Source organism: Mucilaginibacter terrae (assembly GCF_031951985.1).
GTDB lineage: Bacteria > Bacteroidota > Bacteroidia > Sphingobacteriales > Sphingobacteriaceae > Mucilaginibacter > Mucilaginibacter terrae_A.
Genome location: NZ_JAVLVU010000001.1, coordinates 2198323 through 2215452 on the forward strand (window position 1 = coordinate 2198323; position 17130 = coordinate 2215452).

Sequence of the window (17130 nt, forward strand, 5' to 3'; positions counted from 1 at the left end):
AAACGACTGCTTCTTCCCACTTTTTGCCGTTAAAATCCTCAAAATTACCCAGTTTTTCCTGATTTTTCTGCGGTGTTCAATGTAGTGTTTCCGTAAACGCGTTAAACAGATGTAACGCATGAAACGCAGTTGAACACCTTGAACACTGACAAGGTCATGTCAGTACTTTCTTCTACTTTAAAGCTTTTACAAAATCTGTTACAGCAGCTACCAGTTCGGGTTTAACAGGCAGTTCGGGTTGGTTATAGGTGGCCAGGTTTGCGGCTTGTGTGGCCGGGGCTTCTTTCAGCACATAGTTCATGCCGGTAATCATTACCACCTTAGCATCCGATTTACCTTTTTTCAAGCGCTCAGCATAGGCAGCGTTTACCTGCAAGTCGGTAGTTCCCTGTATCAACAGGGTGGGTACCTTTACCTTCTTAATTTCTTTAACGGGGTCAAAGCGCATCCAGGTCATGAGGTAGGGTTGTACCGTTGCACGGGCTATGCTGTACAATTTAGGATCAACCTTGTCATAAGTTTTACCCCGGCGCAGGCTGTCGGTTATTTGTTTAAATCCCTGGGTAACGTAATCGGGCTGGCCTTTCAGCTGCTCCGTCATCAGTTTATCGCCTTGCAAGCTTTCGCCCTCAACCGATATAAAGCCGTTAACCGGCTGACCAATAGTAGCCAGCATACCCACCAATGAGCCTTCGCTGTGGCCTAAAACTACCACTTTCGAAAAACGCTCATCTTCGCTTAAACGTCCTATAAGGGTTACGGCATCATCAATGTAATCATCAAAGCGTAGCTGCGTTTCTTTGGTTGGAGTTACCACCTCGCCTATCAAACGCTTATCGTAACGTACCGACGCTATACCGTTTTTTGCCAGTGCGTAAGCCAGCAGTTTATAACTATCGGGGTTTTGGTTAAATTTTGGCTTATTACCATCGCGATCTGTAGGACCCGATGATGCGATGATGATCACGACAGGTATCTTACCGCTTGCCTGTTTAGGCATAGCCAACGTACCGCGTATGGCCCCCGAAAGGGTTTTGAGTTCCAACGGTGTTTCGGTTGTGTACGGATCTTCGGCAGTACGTGCCCTGCCGGTTTCGCCGCGATAATTATCAAACAATAAACCGCCTATTTTGCCCGATGAGTTGATGCTGATCTGCATAGCTAGTACCGCTTTCTGAAAATCGACACGATAAGTGGCCACGCCATCGGCCAGTCCGCTAAACGATGCCCTTTGTAACCTGCCCGAGCGGGTTTGTAACTCACCAAACATTTCGCGGTTTTTTTGAGCAGGCATATCCTTTTTTACCTCGGCGGCAAACATGTTAAAAATACTGTCGGCCTGGTTACGGTTGTAGTACAGCATAAACTTATTAAGCACTATGCGGTACACGCCCGGCTCAGCAGCCTGCGCATAGGCTTGTGGTAAACTGAATATTAATGCTGTTATAAAAAGTAATTTTTTCATTATTAAATTATCAAAAACGCAATTTCTTCCGCAGAGATTGCTTCGTTCCTCGCAATGACGTGTTATCTAACCTTTCTTTGCACAAAGCAAAAGCTTTTAGCTCCCTCTCCATTGGAGAGGGCCGGGGTGAGGTTACCCCGCGTGCCCCGTCAAAGCACTCGCCACAATTATAAACAATACCAGCAGCGTTATGCCTGTATACAACCAGTCTTTCTCCAGCACAAAACCAATGGCCGAAAACAAAATACGTATCACCGGCGTGGCTATCAACAAAATAATACCGGCCTGTATAATGGCCCGCCCCCTAAAGGTTATAATGCCATGCCATATACCCGATGCCGAATGCACAAAGCCTGGTATGCCTACAAATTCGCCGTAATGTACGGTCTCATAGCCATGCCTGTACAAATATACACAGCCGCCAACAAACACCACCCCCATCGAAATGATTACACCCAGGCGCAATATCCAGCCTATAATTTGCTGTATATCGGTGTCGGCTATATGTTTCTGTTCGGGCATTGAGTATTATATTTTATGATTAAAGCCGTTATAAATCATTTGTCCGGCCAAAAAAGTAACTATAACCGCAAATACCCAGCGTACCCATTGCGACGATGAGGTGTGCACCAATATTTTTGATCCGGTTAGTGCCCCAAGCAATACGCCGATAACTACCGGCATTGATAATCCCGGATCGATGTAGCCGCGTTGCAGGTAAACCACGGCGCTGGCCGCAGCGGTTACCCCTATCATAAAGTTGCTGGTAGTGGTACTCACCTTAAAGGGTATACGCATAATGCCATCCATAGCTACCACTTTAAGAGCACCCGAGCCTATGCCCAATAAGCCCGATATTACTCCGGCAAACAGCATCATAAAAAAGCCGCCGCCCACATTAGCTACATTGTAGGCCACCATAGTATTATTGGCGGGATAGGTACCGTTCAATTTCAGCTTTTGTGCCCACATGCTTTTTTGTTCGGCCAAGTGCTCTTTCTTTTTTTTGAGCGACATAACGGCCGAAAAAATGAGTATCAATCCAAATATAATGGCTATTACGCTGGTTTGCATATACAGCGCCAGTACAGCGCCAATCATGGCGCCTATGGTGGTGGCAATTTCTAAAAACATTCCCAGCCTTATGTTGGTAATACCCTCTTTAACATAAGCCGCCGCCGAACCTGATGATGTGGCAATAACCGATATTAACGACGCGCCAATAGCGTAATGAATATTTACATTAAGCAATAAGGTAAGCAAAGGGATAATTACCACGCCCCCGCCCAGCCCGGTTAACGAGCCTATAAGCCCGGCCAAGTACGATCCGGCTAAAATAATCAGGGTAATTTCGGTAACGGTCATGCAGTAGTATTTGCAATTAAGCCGCTAAAATATCCATTATCTTTTGGTATGCGATTTTTTTGTGAAATGAATAAAGTTTTTTAGCTTGAGCCAATTAATAAAACCTTATGACGAAAAAGCTTTTAGCGCTACTTTACTTGTTAATTACAGTTGCCGGTTTGCATGCCCAAAGCAAGCTGCCCTCCAATATATTCTTTAAAAAACTCCCTAACGGACTTGATGTATTAGTGGTTGAAGATAACAGCGTACCACTGGCCACCATTATGCTTACCAGCAAAAACGGGTCGTATACCGAAACGCCCCAGTTTAATGGTTTGAGCCACCTGTACGAGCATATGTTTTTTAAGGCCAATAAAGATTACAAAAGCCAGGAAGAGTTTATGGACCGCGTGAGCGAACTGGGTATTGACTTTAACGGAACCACCAGTTATGAAAACGTTGACTATTACTTTACCCTGCCTAAGTTTAACCTCAAGGCAGGTTTAAAATTCATGAACTCGGCCATACGTTACCCTAAGTTTGACGCTCAGGAAATGGCGCGCGAAAACGTAGTGGTTGACGGTGAATTTCAGCGCAAGGAATCGAGCCCGGGTTATGCCCTTAACGAGGCTATGGACCATCACTTGTGGGGAGATTTATACAGCCGCAAAAACACCATTGGCAATCATGATGTAATACGCAATGCGGTACCGGCTCAAATGGATTCTATCAAAAACAAGTATTACTACCCTAACAACTGCCTGTTAACCATTGCCGGCGATGTGCTGCACAATGATGTTTTTAAACAGGTAGAAATGATATACGGTAGCTGGCCGGCATCAGGCTTCGATCCGTTTAAAAAATGGCCTATACCCGAGTTTAAGCCCTTAACTAAGGTTGATAATTTTTACGTGGTATCGAACTTAACCCAAGTACCGGTATTAGAGATCGACTGGCTGGGGCCGGATACCCGTACCGATATACCGGCCACGTACGCGGCCGACGTGTTTTCGTACATACTTAACCAAAATGCATCTAAGTTTAGCCAGTCGCTGGTGCAATCGGGTTTGGCGCTGCAAGCCAACATTGGTTACCTAACCCTGAGCCATGTTGGCCCTATTACCCTGTTTGTAGTGCCCAACCCCACTAAGGTTAAAGAGTGCCTGGCCGAGGTAAAACGCCAGGTGGCTATGTTTGATGCAGAAGATTATGTAACCAACGAACAAATAGAAACAGCCAAACTAAAGCTGGGCATACGCCAAACCGAGGAACAGGAAGTAACTTCGGATTTTGTGAAGGTGCTTTCATTTTGGTGGGCATCGGCTTCTATTGATTACTTTACCACCTACCAGGAAAACCTGAGCAAGGTAACCCGGGCCGATATGCAAACTTATGTGCGCAAGTACATCAAAAACAAACCTTATTGCGCAGGTTTACTGGTTAACAGCCAGCTGCAATCACAAGTCCCGGCCGATTTTAAGCCCGCCAATTAAACCGATACCAACTCATGAATAAGATATTTTTAATGCTGATGACGGGCTTGTTTTTTGTAACGGCAGCATCGGCGCAAACAACTCCTGCCACCACAAGCGTAAGCACCATTACCACTACCTCATTTGAGGTAAACGGGCTAAAGGTTATTTTTAAGCCTACTGTTAAAGAGGTGATCAGCGTGCGCATGTACTTCCGTGGCGGCAATGCAAACTTTGCGGCCAGCCAGGCGGGTATTGAAAGTTTTGCACTTAAAGCCGCTACCGATTGTGGTGTAAAATCATACTCCAGCAATACGTTCAGGGATATGGCCGACAAGTACAACATAAACATAGGCGGTTCGGCCGATTATGATTACGGCTACATTGGCTTAAACTGCGTTGCCAAATATTTTAATGAGGGCTGGAACCTTTTTAACAAGGCAGTAACCGAACCTGTATTTGAAGAGAGCGAGGTGCAGCTACTCAAACAAAAGGCACTGGCTGCCGTTAAAACAGGCGAAACCAACCCCGACGACCGCATTGAGAAACTGGGCGTGCAAAGTGCATTTCGTGGCACCCCATACGCTTACGATCCTGATGGTAGCGAAGAAACACTGTCCCGCTTAAACGGTATCGACCTGAAAAATTACTACTACAAACTGCTAAATAAAAACCGCATGTTTTTGGTGGTAGCGGGTAAGATAACGCGCCAGCAGTTAGAAGCTAAAATTAAGGAAGCATTTGCCAACCTGCCATCGGCACCGTATACCCCTGCGGTTTACCAAAACCCGCTATTTGTGGGCGATAAGGCCGTGATGGAAAAACGCGACCTGGCTACCAATTACATGAGCGCTATTATGAATGCCCCGGTAATGAGCAGTCCTGATTATGTACCTTTCCGTATGGGTATTAATGCGCTGAGCGGCTCCCTGTTTGGGCAGTTACGTACTAAGTATAATTTATCATATGCTCCGGGTGCATTTTCAACAATTAACCAGCAGCCTTATGCCATGATGTACGTGAGTACCACCAACCCTAAGGAGGCTGCCCGCATTATGATTGATGTGCTTAACCGTCTAAAAAAATCTACCTTAACCACAGCCGGGCTGCGCGACATGAAGAGCGGTTACATTACCACCAACTACATGAAACTGCAAAACTCCGAATCGGTTACGGGCAACCTGGGCGAAGCCGAAATTATGGGCGACTGGAATTATGCCGAACGCATGCCCGACCTCATTAACAACGTTACCCCCGACCAAATTAGCAAAGCGCTCAACAAATACATAGCCGGCCTGCGCTGGGTATATTTAGGCAACGAAGCGCAAGCGGTGGGGTTGTTTAATTAATATAAAAAGCATTGGCCACGTGCGATTTCCCTCTTGAGAGGGGTGGAGGGGTGTGTCCTTTAACGATGAGGAAAGTTATTTCGACAGGAATAGTTCGAATTACACACCCCTGCCAACACACAGCCTCGCCCGCCCCCTCTCAAGAGGGGAAATAAAAAAACTTTGTCCGTGCAGGGTCTCTCGTAGAGGACCCTGCAATGCAAGTCACTTCGATTTATCTATCAACGCGGCGCAGGTTCCTCTACGAGAGACCCTACTAAAACGAGTGTGTCCTTTTGTTATTTGAATTGCTTTGTGTTGATTTTACTTAGCAAACGTAATAACACACCCCTGCCAACGCACGGCCTCACCCGCCCCCTCTCAAGAGAGGAAGTAAAAAATCTCCGCCGTTGTCGGTATCTTCACAAACAACTATACTAAATATCAAAGGGCCGGTTAAACAACCAGCCCTTTGATATTTTGATTAATTAATATTGGAATTATGCTTGTGCAACCGGCTTCTCTCGCTTAAATAAGATGCCCAGCAATGCAGCCACGGCAAATACCAGGATAACCGATACCACCAGCGATTGTATAAAACTACCCAAGGTAATATCGCTTGATGCGACAAATTTGCTGTTCATATCGGCTACCTCTTTGTCAATTTTTGCCTCGGGCTGGTTTTGTGATTGCATGGCTGCCTTACGTACGTTAATTAAACCCACGTGTGCTTTTTCGGCCACTACCGGATTGACTTTTCCCGAAAACAGGGTGACACCATTGTTCCATATCAGCGAGCTTACAAACAGCATAATAAATATGCCGGTGATAGCTTGTTTGAGATTCCAGTAACGGCCAATTTTGTTGCGTAGGCTATTGACGAACAAAAGCGCCATAGCAAATAGCAAAATGTAATACACCGGATACAAAAATATAAATGTAACCAACGGCGATTGCGCGTAATAAGCCAGGTAAAACAGTTTTAGTATATCTATAAACAGCATAATGCCGCCAAACAGCAATCCCCGCAATGCCCCTTGTTTCCTTACGGCTGCATTCAAATCTTCCATTAGCGGTATTAGTCCTTGTTAAACTCTACTAAAATTTTGTAAACGGCCATGTCAAAACCTTTATCAAGGGCGCTTTCGGCTACCTGTGCTTCGTCGCTGGTTGATGGCTGTGTATTTTGGAAGAAGGTGATCACCGGATAAAAAATCTCTTTTAATTCAGAATCTTCTGATAGCTTTTCGGCTACCTTCTTCACCTCTGCCGGGCTGCTTTCTACCAATATCTGGTTGGCAATAACCGGCTCGTATATCTGGTGCTCATCCTGAAACTCATCATCTTCAACCAGTAAGAACTCAGTCAAGTAATCTTCTAATGATGGCTCGATAGACTCATCGCGACACTCGTTAAGGTACAGCAGTACGTTAAGCAGTTCGGTACCACGGTCAAGGGTTTCTTCTTCAATATCGGCCCATTCAGGCGAGTCGAGGTAATCCTCCTCTAAACGGTTAATGTCGGCGCTGAAAAAGTTTACCATCAGTAAATCAAAGAACACTTCGCGCAGGGCTTCGGCCTGGGGGTAATCTTTAAAAACGGCATCTAAAGCTTCAGCTTTTTGCAAAAAGTCTTCGTCGGCAGTAAATACGGTAATAAGTTTGGTAGTTAATTCTTCTGCATTAACCGGGTTATAAGCCGTGTAAGCTTGTAACGCTGCGCTTATTGCGCTTTGTATAGTTGGATCGATCATTGAATTTTAAATTTAGTGTGTAATTATTAAACTACCTATTGTTAATGTATTTGTTTTGATGAGGCCTTTTTATAAGCCGAATACAATATGTCTATCATCGGTTGGTTTTTTCCCAGTTTGTCGTGCAGTGTTTCATAGTACCGTTTGCGGTAACCTGATGATTCTACATCGAAACAAAACTGCCAAACCGATTCTATTTCTTCTTTGCTTTTGAGCTTGTTTAATTCTTTTAAAAACGTTGCAAAGTTACTCACGGTAAAATCTTGCAACTGGTGCTGAAAATGGCTGATGGCATCAGCATCCCATTGTCCATTCATCGCTATGCCAATAAACTTCCGGGCTTTTTGCTTTGCATTAGCAGCCTTTGTAAAAAACAGCTTATCAATGTATTGATTTGCCTCATTATACAGCGGTGCAGCACCTTTCACATCATCATAACCAAATAGGGCATCAAATGACGAAAAGTTAGCCGGAAACTTATCAAAGAACAGTTTTTGGTAAACTAATGAATCTTTACCCTTATGCACGAATCCTTTAGCAAAGAGACTTTTTAGCTGCTTACTTTGATTAAATGTATCGGCTACCTGCGCATTTACTAAGGTTGTACACAAAAGCAGCAGCAGATAAATCAGCCTTTTCAAATCTTCAATTAGTTTTTAACTACCTGTTTGTTATTACAGGTTAACAGCACTCTACCTTTTAAGCTCTGCCCCATAAAAGGTGAGTTTGATGATTTTGAACGATTGCATAATTTATCAAACGTCCATTCAGTATCTACATTAAACACCACAAAATTAGCTGCATTGCCCTGGCCCAATACAGGGGCATCAACCTTTAATATTTTGCGCGGATTTACGGCCAGTTTCTCCACAATCAGTTCGGGTGATAAGCCGGCTTGTACAGCCAATGAAAACGTAGTTTGCAAGCCAATAATGCCAAATGCTGCTATCTCGAACTCTACTTCTTTAAACTCAATTTCGTGAGGGGTATGTTGCGATACGATGGCGTCTATGGTGCCATCTTTCAACCCTTGCAACAGAGCATCAATATCGGTTTGGGTACGCAGCGGCGGTTTAACTTTATATTGGCTATCGAAACCTAACAAAGCTTCATCGGTAAGTACAAGGTGGTGGGCAGCTACATCACAGGTAACCTGCAGTCCTTTGGCTTTAGCCTCACGTATTAAATCTACCGAACGTGCGGTTGATATAGTGCTGAAGTGTATAGGCGAATTGGTGTACTCGGCCAGGTAAAGGTCGCGGGCAATCATCAGTTCCTCGGCCAGCGAAGGGATGCCTTTCATGCCCATCAGGGTGCTTACTACGCCCTCGTGTACTTTGGCTTTGCCTGCTATGGCTACGTCCTCGGGGTACGAAAATATGAGGGCATCAAAACCTTTGGCGTATAATAAAGCGCGCTCCATCATGCCGGCATCTTTAACGGGGTTGCTACCATCCGTAAATGCTTTGGCGCCGCTTTGGTACATGTCGTGCATCTCAGCCAAATCTTTACCTTCACGTTTTTGAGAGATGGTACCCAGCGGATAAACATCAACCAAATTACCTCTCGAACGGTTGACAAGGTATTCTACTTCGGTTTTTGAATGTACGGGTGGCTGGGTATCGGGCATTAAGGCTACGCCTGTAAAACCGCCTGCTGCAGCTGCTTTTAAACCGCTGGCGAGGTCTTCCTTGGTTTCCAAACCGGGCTCGCCTATGTTACAGTTTAAATCAAAAAAACCGGGCGACAGGTAGCTGCCTTTGGCATCAAACACTTCGGCACCATCGGCATCAATACTTTCGGCAATGGTTTTAATTACGCCGTCCTGAACTAAAATATCAGCAGTTTTTTGATGAAACGGTGAGCCGGGGTGCAAAATGGTAGCATACTTAATGAGCATGTTCATGTGTAGAGGTGGCTTTATGCTTATGTTTCGAAATCAATCATACCAGCCCTGAAACCTGATGTTTATCTGCCCGGCAAGAAGCGGATAAGCAAAATTTCGGCTGCCACAAAAATCAGTGCCAAAATTATACAAAGTTTCCATAATTGCAGCCCTAAATTTGTTTGGGCTATGGTATCTTTTAACGAGGCCTTGCCGGTTTGTATAACCGTGCCATCATCGGGCAGCAATTGTTTAAGTTCGGCTTTGTTCAGATAGGTTAAATCCGATTCCTTTCTGCTATTATTAAAGGCTATAACAGCCGCCACACTGTCCTGCTTTTTAAGCTGATAAGTGCCGGGCTGCTGTACCTGGTCGGCCAGGTAAAGCAGGGTACTTCCCTCCTGCTGGCGCACATCGGGGATGAAGGTTTGACTGCCTCTAACCAGCTTTACTATTTGCTTATCGCTGGTTTGCAGCGGGGCAGTTTCAATGGCGGCATCGTTGCCTATGGTATAAAACAGGGGCTGGTCGTGCCCACTCAATAGTGCCATCCTAAACATGATGGGCAATAGTAAGGCATGGCGCGGCAGATTGCTGTAATCTTCGCTCAAAGGCACCGCAGATATGTATATTTTACCGCTTCCACTGCGGTATCCCGTCCAAAACGATTGTCGTCCAGGCAGTTCCATCAGCGTTTCGGCATTGGTTTGGGTAGCCGCGTTTAGCTGGTAATATTTTTTTACGATGGGCAAATCGGGGTTGCGTGGTGCATCCTCAAACACGGTTTTAAACAGCGGGTTTTGCACGTTGAGGGCACTTACACGGGTAGCTCCGGTAATCAGCTTTTCGGGGTAGCCTGCTCCTGCCGATTGTAAAAAGTTGCGGTAAGTGGCTAAATCGGCACCGTCCGCAGGAAAAACAGCCAGCGTTCCGCCTTTGGTTACAAAAATTTTTAATTGCTGCGCCAGGCCGGTTGATATGCTTTTTACATCGCTTAACACTACCAGCGGGTAAGCATTTAATCCCGAGTAATTTACGTTGCCATCGGCAGTAGCGGTTGGTGCAAAAAACTCATCGGCATTAAAAGCAGCTTGCAGGTATGGGTTTGGCTTACCGCCATTAATAAGCAATACCGGCATTTTGGCCTTTACGTTAAAGGTAAAGTAAAACTTGTTATCAAAAATTACGGGGTTATCCTGCAGTTGAATTTCGCCCTGTTGCCAGCCGGGTTGCAGGCCCGAAAACGTAAGCGTGTCTTGCCTTGATGCCCGTGCCGCAATACTAAAGGTGCCCAACGCTTTTTGTGCGCCGTTTACCATGAGCTTAAGCGCAATGCCCTTGGCATCTTCGGCCGCATAGTTGTGCAGTTTAACTACCAGCTTTTCTGTTTCGCCGGGGCGGTGCACAGCGCTGATGAGCCATACCGAATCAACCGCCACATTGGGCATGGTGTTGGCTTGTACCTGTACCAGTTTTACGTTCAGCCCGCTATCGGCCTTAACGGTGCTACCAGTAGCGCTTTTTTGAAAATCGGATATTACGTAGGCCGATTGCATGGCATTGGGTTGTGCCTGCAACAGGCTTTGCTGCCGGGTAATAATTTGCTGTAAAGTGCGGCTTTGCGCACTCATTTTAACGCCATCCACAGCATCATTAAATTCATCGCGGTTTACCAGGCGCTGGTGTTTACCTTCAAAATCTTGCGTAAGCAGTTGAAAACGGTCGTTTATGCTGTAGGCCGATGCTATTTCTTTGGCGCGGCGTTTGGCCTCGTCAAGCAAGTTACCTTCCTGGTTGAGGGTTTGCATGGAGTATGAGTTATCAACAAAAATACTTACCGCCTGCTGCTTGCCGGGGGCTATGGTATTTTGTTTGGCTATATACGGACGGGCAAAAGCCAGCACTAAAAAAGTTAAGGCTAATAAACGGCTAAGCAATATTAACCGCTCGCGCAAATTACGCCGCGACGATTGCTGTTCTTTAACCTCCTTTAAAAACTGTACGTTGCTGAAATATACCTTTTGGTACCGCCTAAAGTTGAACAAATGCACCAGTACCGGTATAGCCAGTGTTGCCAGGGCAAATAAAAAAGCTGGGTAGGCAAAATGCATTTATAATACTGTGTTAAAAGGCACAGTAAACAAATATAGCCCGATTGCGCTAACTTACAAACCTATCGTCGGTTATTACGGCTGTTACCGGGAAACTAATGGTAAATGAACTTCCTTTACCCGGCTCGCTGTTTATTTTCAGTGTTCCTTCATGCCTTTTCAATAAATCGCGAATGAGCATTAGCCCAAAACCGCTACCCTCTTCGTTTTGGGTTCCTTTGGTAGTATAGTAGTTCTTACTGTTAATACGGTTCATTACATCCTCGCTTATACCAATACCACTGTCTTTTACGGTAACGCAGGTTTCGGCATCGGTAGTTTCAGAGTATACCTGTATCAACCCGCCATGTGGGGTAAATTTAATGGCGTTATTCAATAAATTCCTGAATACAATACGAATGGTCTCAGTTTCGGTAAGCCAGGTTAAATCCTCATCCACATTATTGCTAATGGTTAGATTTTTATCGTTCGATGGTATTTTTTGCTCTTCGATTATAGCATCGGCCACGGTATGTAAATTAACCGGTTTAAGGTCTACCGCGGCGCCGCTTACCTGGCCTCTGATCCAAAACAGCAAATTATCGGTAAGGTTTATCACGCGGGTATACTGAGCTTCGAGCTGCGCAAACAGTTCATGCGCCTCTTCCATAGTAACCAAATCCATATTTAACAAATGGATGATGCTTTGCGTATTGGCCAGCGGCTTGCGCAAATCGTGCGTTATAATTGAGAGAAGCTTGCTTTTTAATTCATTATCATCTTCCAATTGCTGGTTGGTTTGCATCATTTCACCATTCATTTGGTCTAACAAAGCTACCTGCTGCTCAATTTTTTCTTTGCGTAAATTCAGTTCGTAAGTAAATCGCTTGGCCTTTTTATAGTTGTAGCTCAGCATAAACACAATAACCACGAAAACCAACAGGAAACCGGTATACAGTGCGATCAGGGTTTTTTGTTGTTCTGATTTCCTGGAAACATCCAGCATGCGTTCCTGTACCTTAATTTGCTGTTCTTGCTGGGAACGCAGGGCATCAATAAAATTGTTCGATTCGCGGCGCTCACGTTCGGCAATCTGATTATCAATAAAAATTAATTCTTCCTGCCATTGTATAACGGCGTCTTTATCCAGTTTAGCACGGCTTAAACGCAACAATAACTGCACCGCATTACGCAACAGCGACGGTGCCTGCGCACTATCAGAAGCTGCGTAGGCCAAATGAGCATACGTTGTGGCCTTTTCGTTATCAGCTTTGTCTTTGTAAATGCGGCTAAGCTCAAGATATGATTGCGCCCTACCCAATATATCGTTATCGGCAATATCAATTAACAGGGCCTTATTTAAATTATATACTGCGGAATCGGACTTATTAATTTTATGATACAATAACGCACGATTGTAATAGCTTTTTTTCTCACCATACGAGTAACTGCTCTTGCGGCTCAAAGCCTGCGCCTGGTTAAAATAAGCAAGGGCATCATCAAAGTGCATTTGTTGGGTTTTGAGCAAGCCCAGCTTTAAAAGGGTATTTATAATATCTTCGGGCTTGTTTAACTGCTTAAATACCTTCAATGTATTATTGAGTAGTTTCTCGGCCTCCTTATAACTTCCATCGTTACGCTTGATGGTACTAATGTGCTGTTCGGCCCGCGCAATATTGTAAACGTCGTTACTTTTTTGGCTCAGCTGCATAGAACGGTAATACAACTCGAGTGCTCTTTTGGCGTAACCTTGCTGGTTTAACAAATCGGCCTGGTTAAGGTAGGTAACGGCCAAACCAGTGGTGTAGTTATATTCGGTAGCTAATATTTCGGCTTCGTTTAAAAGTGTAAATGCTTTGCCGGCATCTTGTTTTACAAGAGGATACTTAACATTATTTAACGAATCAACGTGAGCAATAATTCGCTTAGTTGGTTTTTCGACTTGCTGAGCATAAACTTGTGCAGTTAACAAACAAACAATGCACAATAGTAAGCTACCCGTGACTGAGGTGTATTTAAAAACACGGCTCGCTGAGCGCATAATATTCTTATTTTAAAAATTTATCTTCCTAAACCATTATCATGCCAAACATTAACAAGCACGTATTAGCCATTACAATCTACGAGGCTCAATTATGAATAGATTTCAATAAGGAACACATGATACTATATTTTTTTTTTATTGGATGTGTTCCTTTATTAACATCCTTATAATTGTAAACATCTGAAAATGTTTTGAATGTGGAAAAATCTGAAAAACAACCCATAGTTCTAAATACTATTAAATTTGTTATAAGGAAATGTTTGAAATAAAAAAACCTGCAACAACACAAGTTAATCTTAATGATACTTGAGGTGTTACAGGCAATTATGAAGTAGCCTTTAAAAAAATGCTATTACTCTATTCTCAAACTTTTTACCGGGTTAGCAACAGCAGCTTTAATTGATTGAAAGCTGATTGTGAACAGTGCGATGAAAATTGACGCCAAAGCTACTAACGCAAACACATACCAGTCGATACTAACGCGGTAGGCAAAATTATTTAGCCACTTGTGCATGGTGTACCAAGCCAAGGGCCAAGCTATAATATTAGCCAGAATAATAAGCTTGAGAAAATTTCCTGATAACAGGAATACAATATTATTTACCGATGCACCCATTACCTTTCGTACACCAATTTCCTTAATTCGTTTTTCGGCCGAGTATGATGCCAGCCCCAATAGGCCGAGGCATGATATAAATATGGCAAGTCCGGCCAGTATACCAATTACCTGGCTTACCTGGTTATCGGCTTGGTAAACTTCGTTAAAATGATCATCTACAAACTGGTACTCGAAAGGGTAATCAGGAAACTCTGCAGCCCACTTAGACTTGATGAACGCCAGTGCCTGCTCGGTTTTATGCGGTGCTATTTTTACCGACACCTGGCTGTACCCCCAATCTTTAATATTGGCCATAAACATCGTTTCCACCTTGTGGTGCATGGAGTTAAAGTTAAAATCTTTGGCTATACCGGTTATTACGCCCAACGAATCGAAACCGAAACGCCTGCCAATAAGTTTGGAATATGGCGTTTTAGGTTCATCCTTTAATAGTTCTTTAGCAAGCGCCTCGTTTATAATATATTCTTTACCATAACCTGTACCATCGGCCGAAAAGTTTTTACCTAAAGCCATCTTAATATCGTACAGGGTCAGGAAATCTTGATCAACAATGAGTTGGGTAGACGCCAACTGGCGCAGCGGACCGTTTGCGGGTTTGTACTCTACTCCTGTTTGGTCGAGGTGACTGCCCAAAACATCCTGCGCACCGGTCACGCCGGCAATTAGGGTATTACCTAAAAGTTGCTGCTTAAAGGCATCGTACTTTTTATTAATTACTTTATTGAGCGGTATGGTAACAATTTGCTCGCGGCTAAAGCCTGGGTCGCGCTTTTGCATAAACCGCAGTTGCTTTACCACAAATACCGTAGCTATCATTAAAAAAACAGCGCTGGTAAACTGGCCAACCACCAGCGCATTGCGCAAGCCCGATTTGCCCGTTGCTGATGATACAGTGCCCTTAAGCACCTTAACCGGCTGAAAAGAAGACAAGAATACGGCAGGGTACAGGCCGGATACCAGGCCAACTACCACCGATAACACCAACAGGGCTAATAACAAAGCCGGGTTGCTAAACAGCGATAGCTCCAAATTACGCTGGCTTAACTGGTTTACGTAAGGCAGGCAAAGCTTTACCATACCTATAGCCAGCAAAAGGGAAAAAAATGATAACAAAACCGTTTCACCCAAAAACTGTGCAGCGAGCTGGTTACGGTGCGCACCTATCGACTTGCGTATACCCACTTCCTTTGAACGTTCGGTTGAACGTGCGGTAGTGAGATTCATGAAGTTAACACAGGCAATAACCAGCACTACTAAGGCAATAATACTAAACAGGTTGGTAGACTGCCCGTCAAATTTCTGATAATTTAAATAATCGAGCCCAACATCATTGGTAACAGCATGAACATCGCGCAGAGGAGTATAAAATAGCTCGTATTGTTTCCAGCCATCACCTTTTATATGTTTTTTGAGGTATGCCGGCATTTTGCTTTCCAGTGCTTTTACATTGGTACCGGGTACCAATTCAACATAAGTATTTAACCAGTTGCCGCCCCAGCTGTTCATCCATGATTCATAAATACTGCTTAACGACATTAAGCCGTCGAACTGCAATTGTGAATTTTGAGGCACATCGGCCATTACTCCTGTAACAGCAAAATTTACCGTATCCGAACCGTAATGGGCAATGGTTTTGCCCATAGGATCTTGATCACCAAATAACTTTTGAGCCGTTTGTTGGGTGAGTATAACACTGTTGGGTTTGGCAAGGGCGGTGCGGCGATCGCCTTTTACCAATTTAAAATCAAAAATATTAAGAAAGGTAGAATCGGTAAACAATACTTGTGGCAAAAAAATCCGTTTAGATTGATTGGCTAACTGGTACTTATTGTTCCATTTTACACGGGTAAAATTTTTGATGGCGGGGTAATCATTTTTAAGGGTTGGCCCCATGGGATACATAGACAGGGCTACCTTTTGCGAAGACACCATACCCGGAAACTTCTGCACCTCGCTTAGCCGGTAAATATTTTTGGTATGAAAGTTATCAAAACTCTTTTCGTACGAGACGAACAGCATAATCACAATACAGGCGGCAATGCCAATTGACAGGCCAATGATGTTGATTGCCGAAAAGAATTTACTCTTCCAGAGGTTGCGCAATGCGATTTTGAAGTAGCTCTTGATCATAAAGCTTGTGATTATATACTATGGATATAAAATCAGGAGCCATTTACATGCCTTGTTATTTATTAATTGACTATCAGTCACTTAAATAACATTTTTAGATTATCCACTGTTCGCATATGATACAGGTATTGCATGCAACCGATACAAAACCACCGCTTACAAAAAAGGCATTGCCTGCAACACCACAAGTTAAAACCTGATAAAAATCTGCGGTGTGCAGGCAATGCCCAAAATATCTTCGACTTTATTAGTCGTTCAGCAAAAATACGGTCATGCTACGCGGGCCGTGAGCACCCAGCACCAGCGATTGCTCAATATCCGCCGTTTTACTCGGCCCGGCAATGAATGCGCCCCAGCCATACTCTGCTTCACCTATGCGCATATAAGCGCGATGCATGGTATCAACAATGTTTTTAACGTTGATAACCGCCGCCAAATGCTGGCAAATAAACGGTACAGCCCTATGACCCAGCAATTCCTCGGTAACCCATACCGAACCGTTTTCGGCCACGCCAAAGTGAGCTTTAATAATAGATAGTTCTACGTCGGCCAGTTGGTGTGCGTCGGGGTTAATTTCGTAAGCAGATGTAGCTACGTCATCCAGTTCGGGCACTAAGCTCAACACACGCACATTTTGCGAGTTGTACTTTTCAGAAACGATGGCTTTGATCTCGTCCCAACTATTTACACGATGTACGGCACCACCAATAGTGGTAAGCACAGTTTCGTACTGACCAATAACATCATTGTAGCCTATATGCTTAAACGGCTCAATATCGGGCAAAGGTTTGGCCTCGGGTTTGTTTGCAGCTACAGCTGCTAATATTTTTTCTCGGCTGCTCATTTTAATGAGTGATTGAGTGAATTTGTGAATGAGTGAGTAGTGTCTTGATTTTGGATTTCGGATGTTCGATTTCGGATTTATGTTTGCTATGCTCAATCTCGCTCCGCGCTCTAAATCCCCCGCTCCTATTTCTTGATTCCTGACTCTATGCTCTTG

The 17130-nt window shown here is 44.2% G+C and carries 13 protein-coding genes; 2 read left to right on the forward strand and 11 right to left on the reverse strand.

The genetic code is table 11. The features are described 5' to 3' along the window. Positions 1–172 precede the first annotated feature (172 nt). The 3 genes from QE417_RS09095 to QE417_RS09105 form a co-directional block, all read right to left on the reverse strand. Positions 173–1465: an alpha/beta hydrolase gene (locus tag QE417_RS09095; protein ID WP_311949440.1), complete on the reverse strand. Its 1293-nt coding sequence runs from the start codon at positions 1463–1465 to the stop codon at positions 173–175. A gap of 132 nt (positions 1466–1597) precedes the next feature. Continuing rightward, entirely contained in the window at positions 1598–1987 is a 390-nt protein-coding gene (locus QE417_RS09100) for a DUF1634 domain-containing protein (protein ID WP_311949441.1), read from the reverse strand. 6 nt (positions 1988–1993) lie between these two features. Continuing rightward, complete coding sequence (locus QE417_RS09105; protein ID WP_311949442.1) at positions 1994–2830, reverse strand: sulfite exporter TauE/SafE family protein; 837 nt, start codon at positions 2828–2830, stop codon at positions 1994–1996. A gap of 107 nt (positions 2831–2937) precedes the next feature. Between QE417_RS09105 and QE417_RS09110 the strand changes: the two genes are divergently transcribed. Beyond that, complete coding sequence (locus tag QE417_RS09110; protein WP_311949443.1) at positions 2938–4302, forward strand: M16 family metallopeptidase; 1365 nt, start codon at positions 2938–2940, stop codon at positions 4300–4302. 14 nt (positions 4303–4316) lie between these two features. Then, the gene (locus QE417_RS09115; RefSeq protein WP_311949444.1) at positions 4317–5630 is read left to right on the forward strand and encodes a M16 family metallopeptidase; all 1314 of its coding nucleotides are present in this window, start codon (positions 4317–4319) and stop codon (positions 5628–5630) included. 479 nt (positions 5631–6109) lie between these two features. Here the strand turns inward: QE417_RS09115 and QE417_RS09120 are convergent, their stop codons facing one another. From QE417_RS09120 to QE417_RS09155, 8 genes are all read right to left on the reverse strand, one after another. Next, the gene (locus QE417_RS09120; RefSeq protein WP_311949445.1) at positions 6110–6679 is read right to left on the reverse strand and encodes a DUF4199 family protein; all 570 of its coding nucleotides are present in this window, start codon (positions 6677–6679) and stop codon (positions 6110–6112) included. A gap of 8 nt (positions 6680–6687) precedes the next feature. Next, positions 6688–7362 carry a hypothetical protein gene (locus tag QE417_RS09125; RefSeq protein WP_311949446.1) on the reverse strand — a complete coding sequence of 225 codons (675 nt, stop codon included), beginning with the start codon at positions 7360–7362 and terminating at the stop codon, positions 6688–6690. 41 nt (positions 7363–7403) lie between these two features. Continuing rightward, positions 7404–8003, reverse strand: coding sequence for a hypothetical protein (locus QE417_RS09130; protein ID WP_311949447.1), 600 nt, complete (start codon positions 8001–8003; stop codon positions 7404–7406). Between the two features lie 8 nt (positions 8004–8011). After that, positions 8012–9268, reverse strand: a complete 1257-nt coding sequence (locus QE417_RS09135; RefSeq protein WP_311949448.1) for a dihydroorotase — start codon at positions 9266–9268, stop codon at positions 8012–8014. Positions 9269–9330: 62 nt separating this feature from the next. Next, on the reverse strand, positions 9331–11358 hold the full coding sequence (locus QE417_RS09140; RefSeq protein ID WP_311949449.1) for a BatA domain-containing protein: 2028 nt from the start codon (positions 11356–11358) through the stop codon (positions 9331–9333). 49 nt (positions 11359–11407) lie between these two features. After that, positions 11408–13378, reverse strand: coding sequence for a tetratricopeptide repeat-containing sensor histidine kinase (locus QE417_RS09145; RefSeq protein ID WP_311949450.1), 1971 nt, complete (start codon positions 13376–13378; stop codon positions 11408–11410). A 355-nt stretch (positions 13379–13733) separates the two neighbouring features. Then, positions 13734–16130, reverse strand: a complete 2397-nt coding sequence (locus QE417_RS09150) for an ABC transporter permease (RefSeq protein WP_311949451.1) — start codon at positions 16128–16130, stop codon at positions 13734–13736. A gap of 247 nt (positions 16131–16377) precedes the next feature. Further along, positions 16378–16974, reverse strand: a complete 597-nt coding sequence (locus QE417_RS09155; RefSeq protein WP_311949452.1) for a LutC/YkgG family protein — start codon at positions 16972–16974, stop codon at positions 16378–16380. Positions 16975–17130 lie beyond the last annotated feature (156 nt).

Excerpts from the sequence above, each read along its gene's own strand:
- QE417_RS09095 (WP_311949440.1), bottom strand. The coding sequence starts at position 1,465 with ATGAAAAAATTACTTTTTATAACAGCATTAATATTCAGTTTACCACAA.
- QE417_RS09100 (WP_311949441.1), bottom strand. The coding sequence starts at position 1,987 with ATGCCCGAACAGAAACATATAGCCGACACCGATATACAGCAAATTATA.
- QE417_RS09105 (WP_311949442.1), bottom strand. The coding sequence starts at position 2,830 with ATGACCGTTACCGAAATTACCCTGATTATTTTAGCCGGATCGTACTTG.
- QE417_RS09110 (WP_311949443.1), top strand. The coding sequence starts at position 2,938 with ATGACGAAAAAGCTTTTAGCGCTACTTTACTTGTTAATTACAGTTGCC.
- QE417_RS09115 (WP_311949444.1), top strand. The coding sequence starts at position 4,317 with ATGAATAAGATATTTTTAATGCTGATGACGGGCTTGTTTTTTGTAACG.
- QE417_RS09120 (WP_311949445.1), bottom strand. The coding sequence starts at position 6,679 with ATGGAAGATTTGAATGCAGCCGTAAGGAAACAAGGGGCATTGCGGGGA.
- QE417_RS09125 (WP_311949446.1), bottom strand. The coding sequence starts at position 7,362 with ATGATCGATCCAACTATACAAAGCGCAATAAGCGCAGCGTTACAAGCT.
- QE417_RS09135 (WP_311949448.1), bottom strand. The coding sequence starts at position 9,268 with ATGAACATGCTCATTAAGTATGCTACCATTTTGCACCCCGGCTCACCG.
- QE417_RS09140 (WP_311949449.1), bottom strand. The coding sequence starts at position 11,358 with ATGCATTTTGCCTACCCAGCTTTTTTATTTGCCCTGGCAACACTGGCT.
- QE417_RS09145 (WP_311949450.1), bottom strand. The coding sequence starts at position 13,378 with ATGCGCTCAGCGAGCCGTGTTTTTAAATACACCTCAGTCACGGGTAGC.
- QE417_RS09150 (WP_311949451.1), bottom strand. The coding sequence starts at position 16,130 with ATGATCAAGAGCTACTTCAAAATCGCATTGCGCAACCTCTGGAAGAGT.
- QE417_RS09155 (WP_311949452.1), bottom strand. The coding sequence starts at position 16,974 with ATGAGCAGCCGAGAAAAAATATTAGCAGCTGTAGCTGCAAACAAACCC.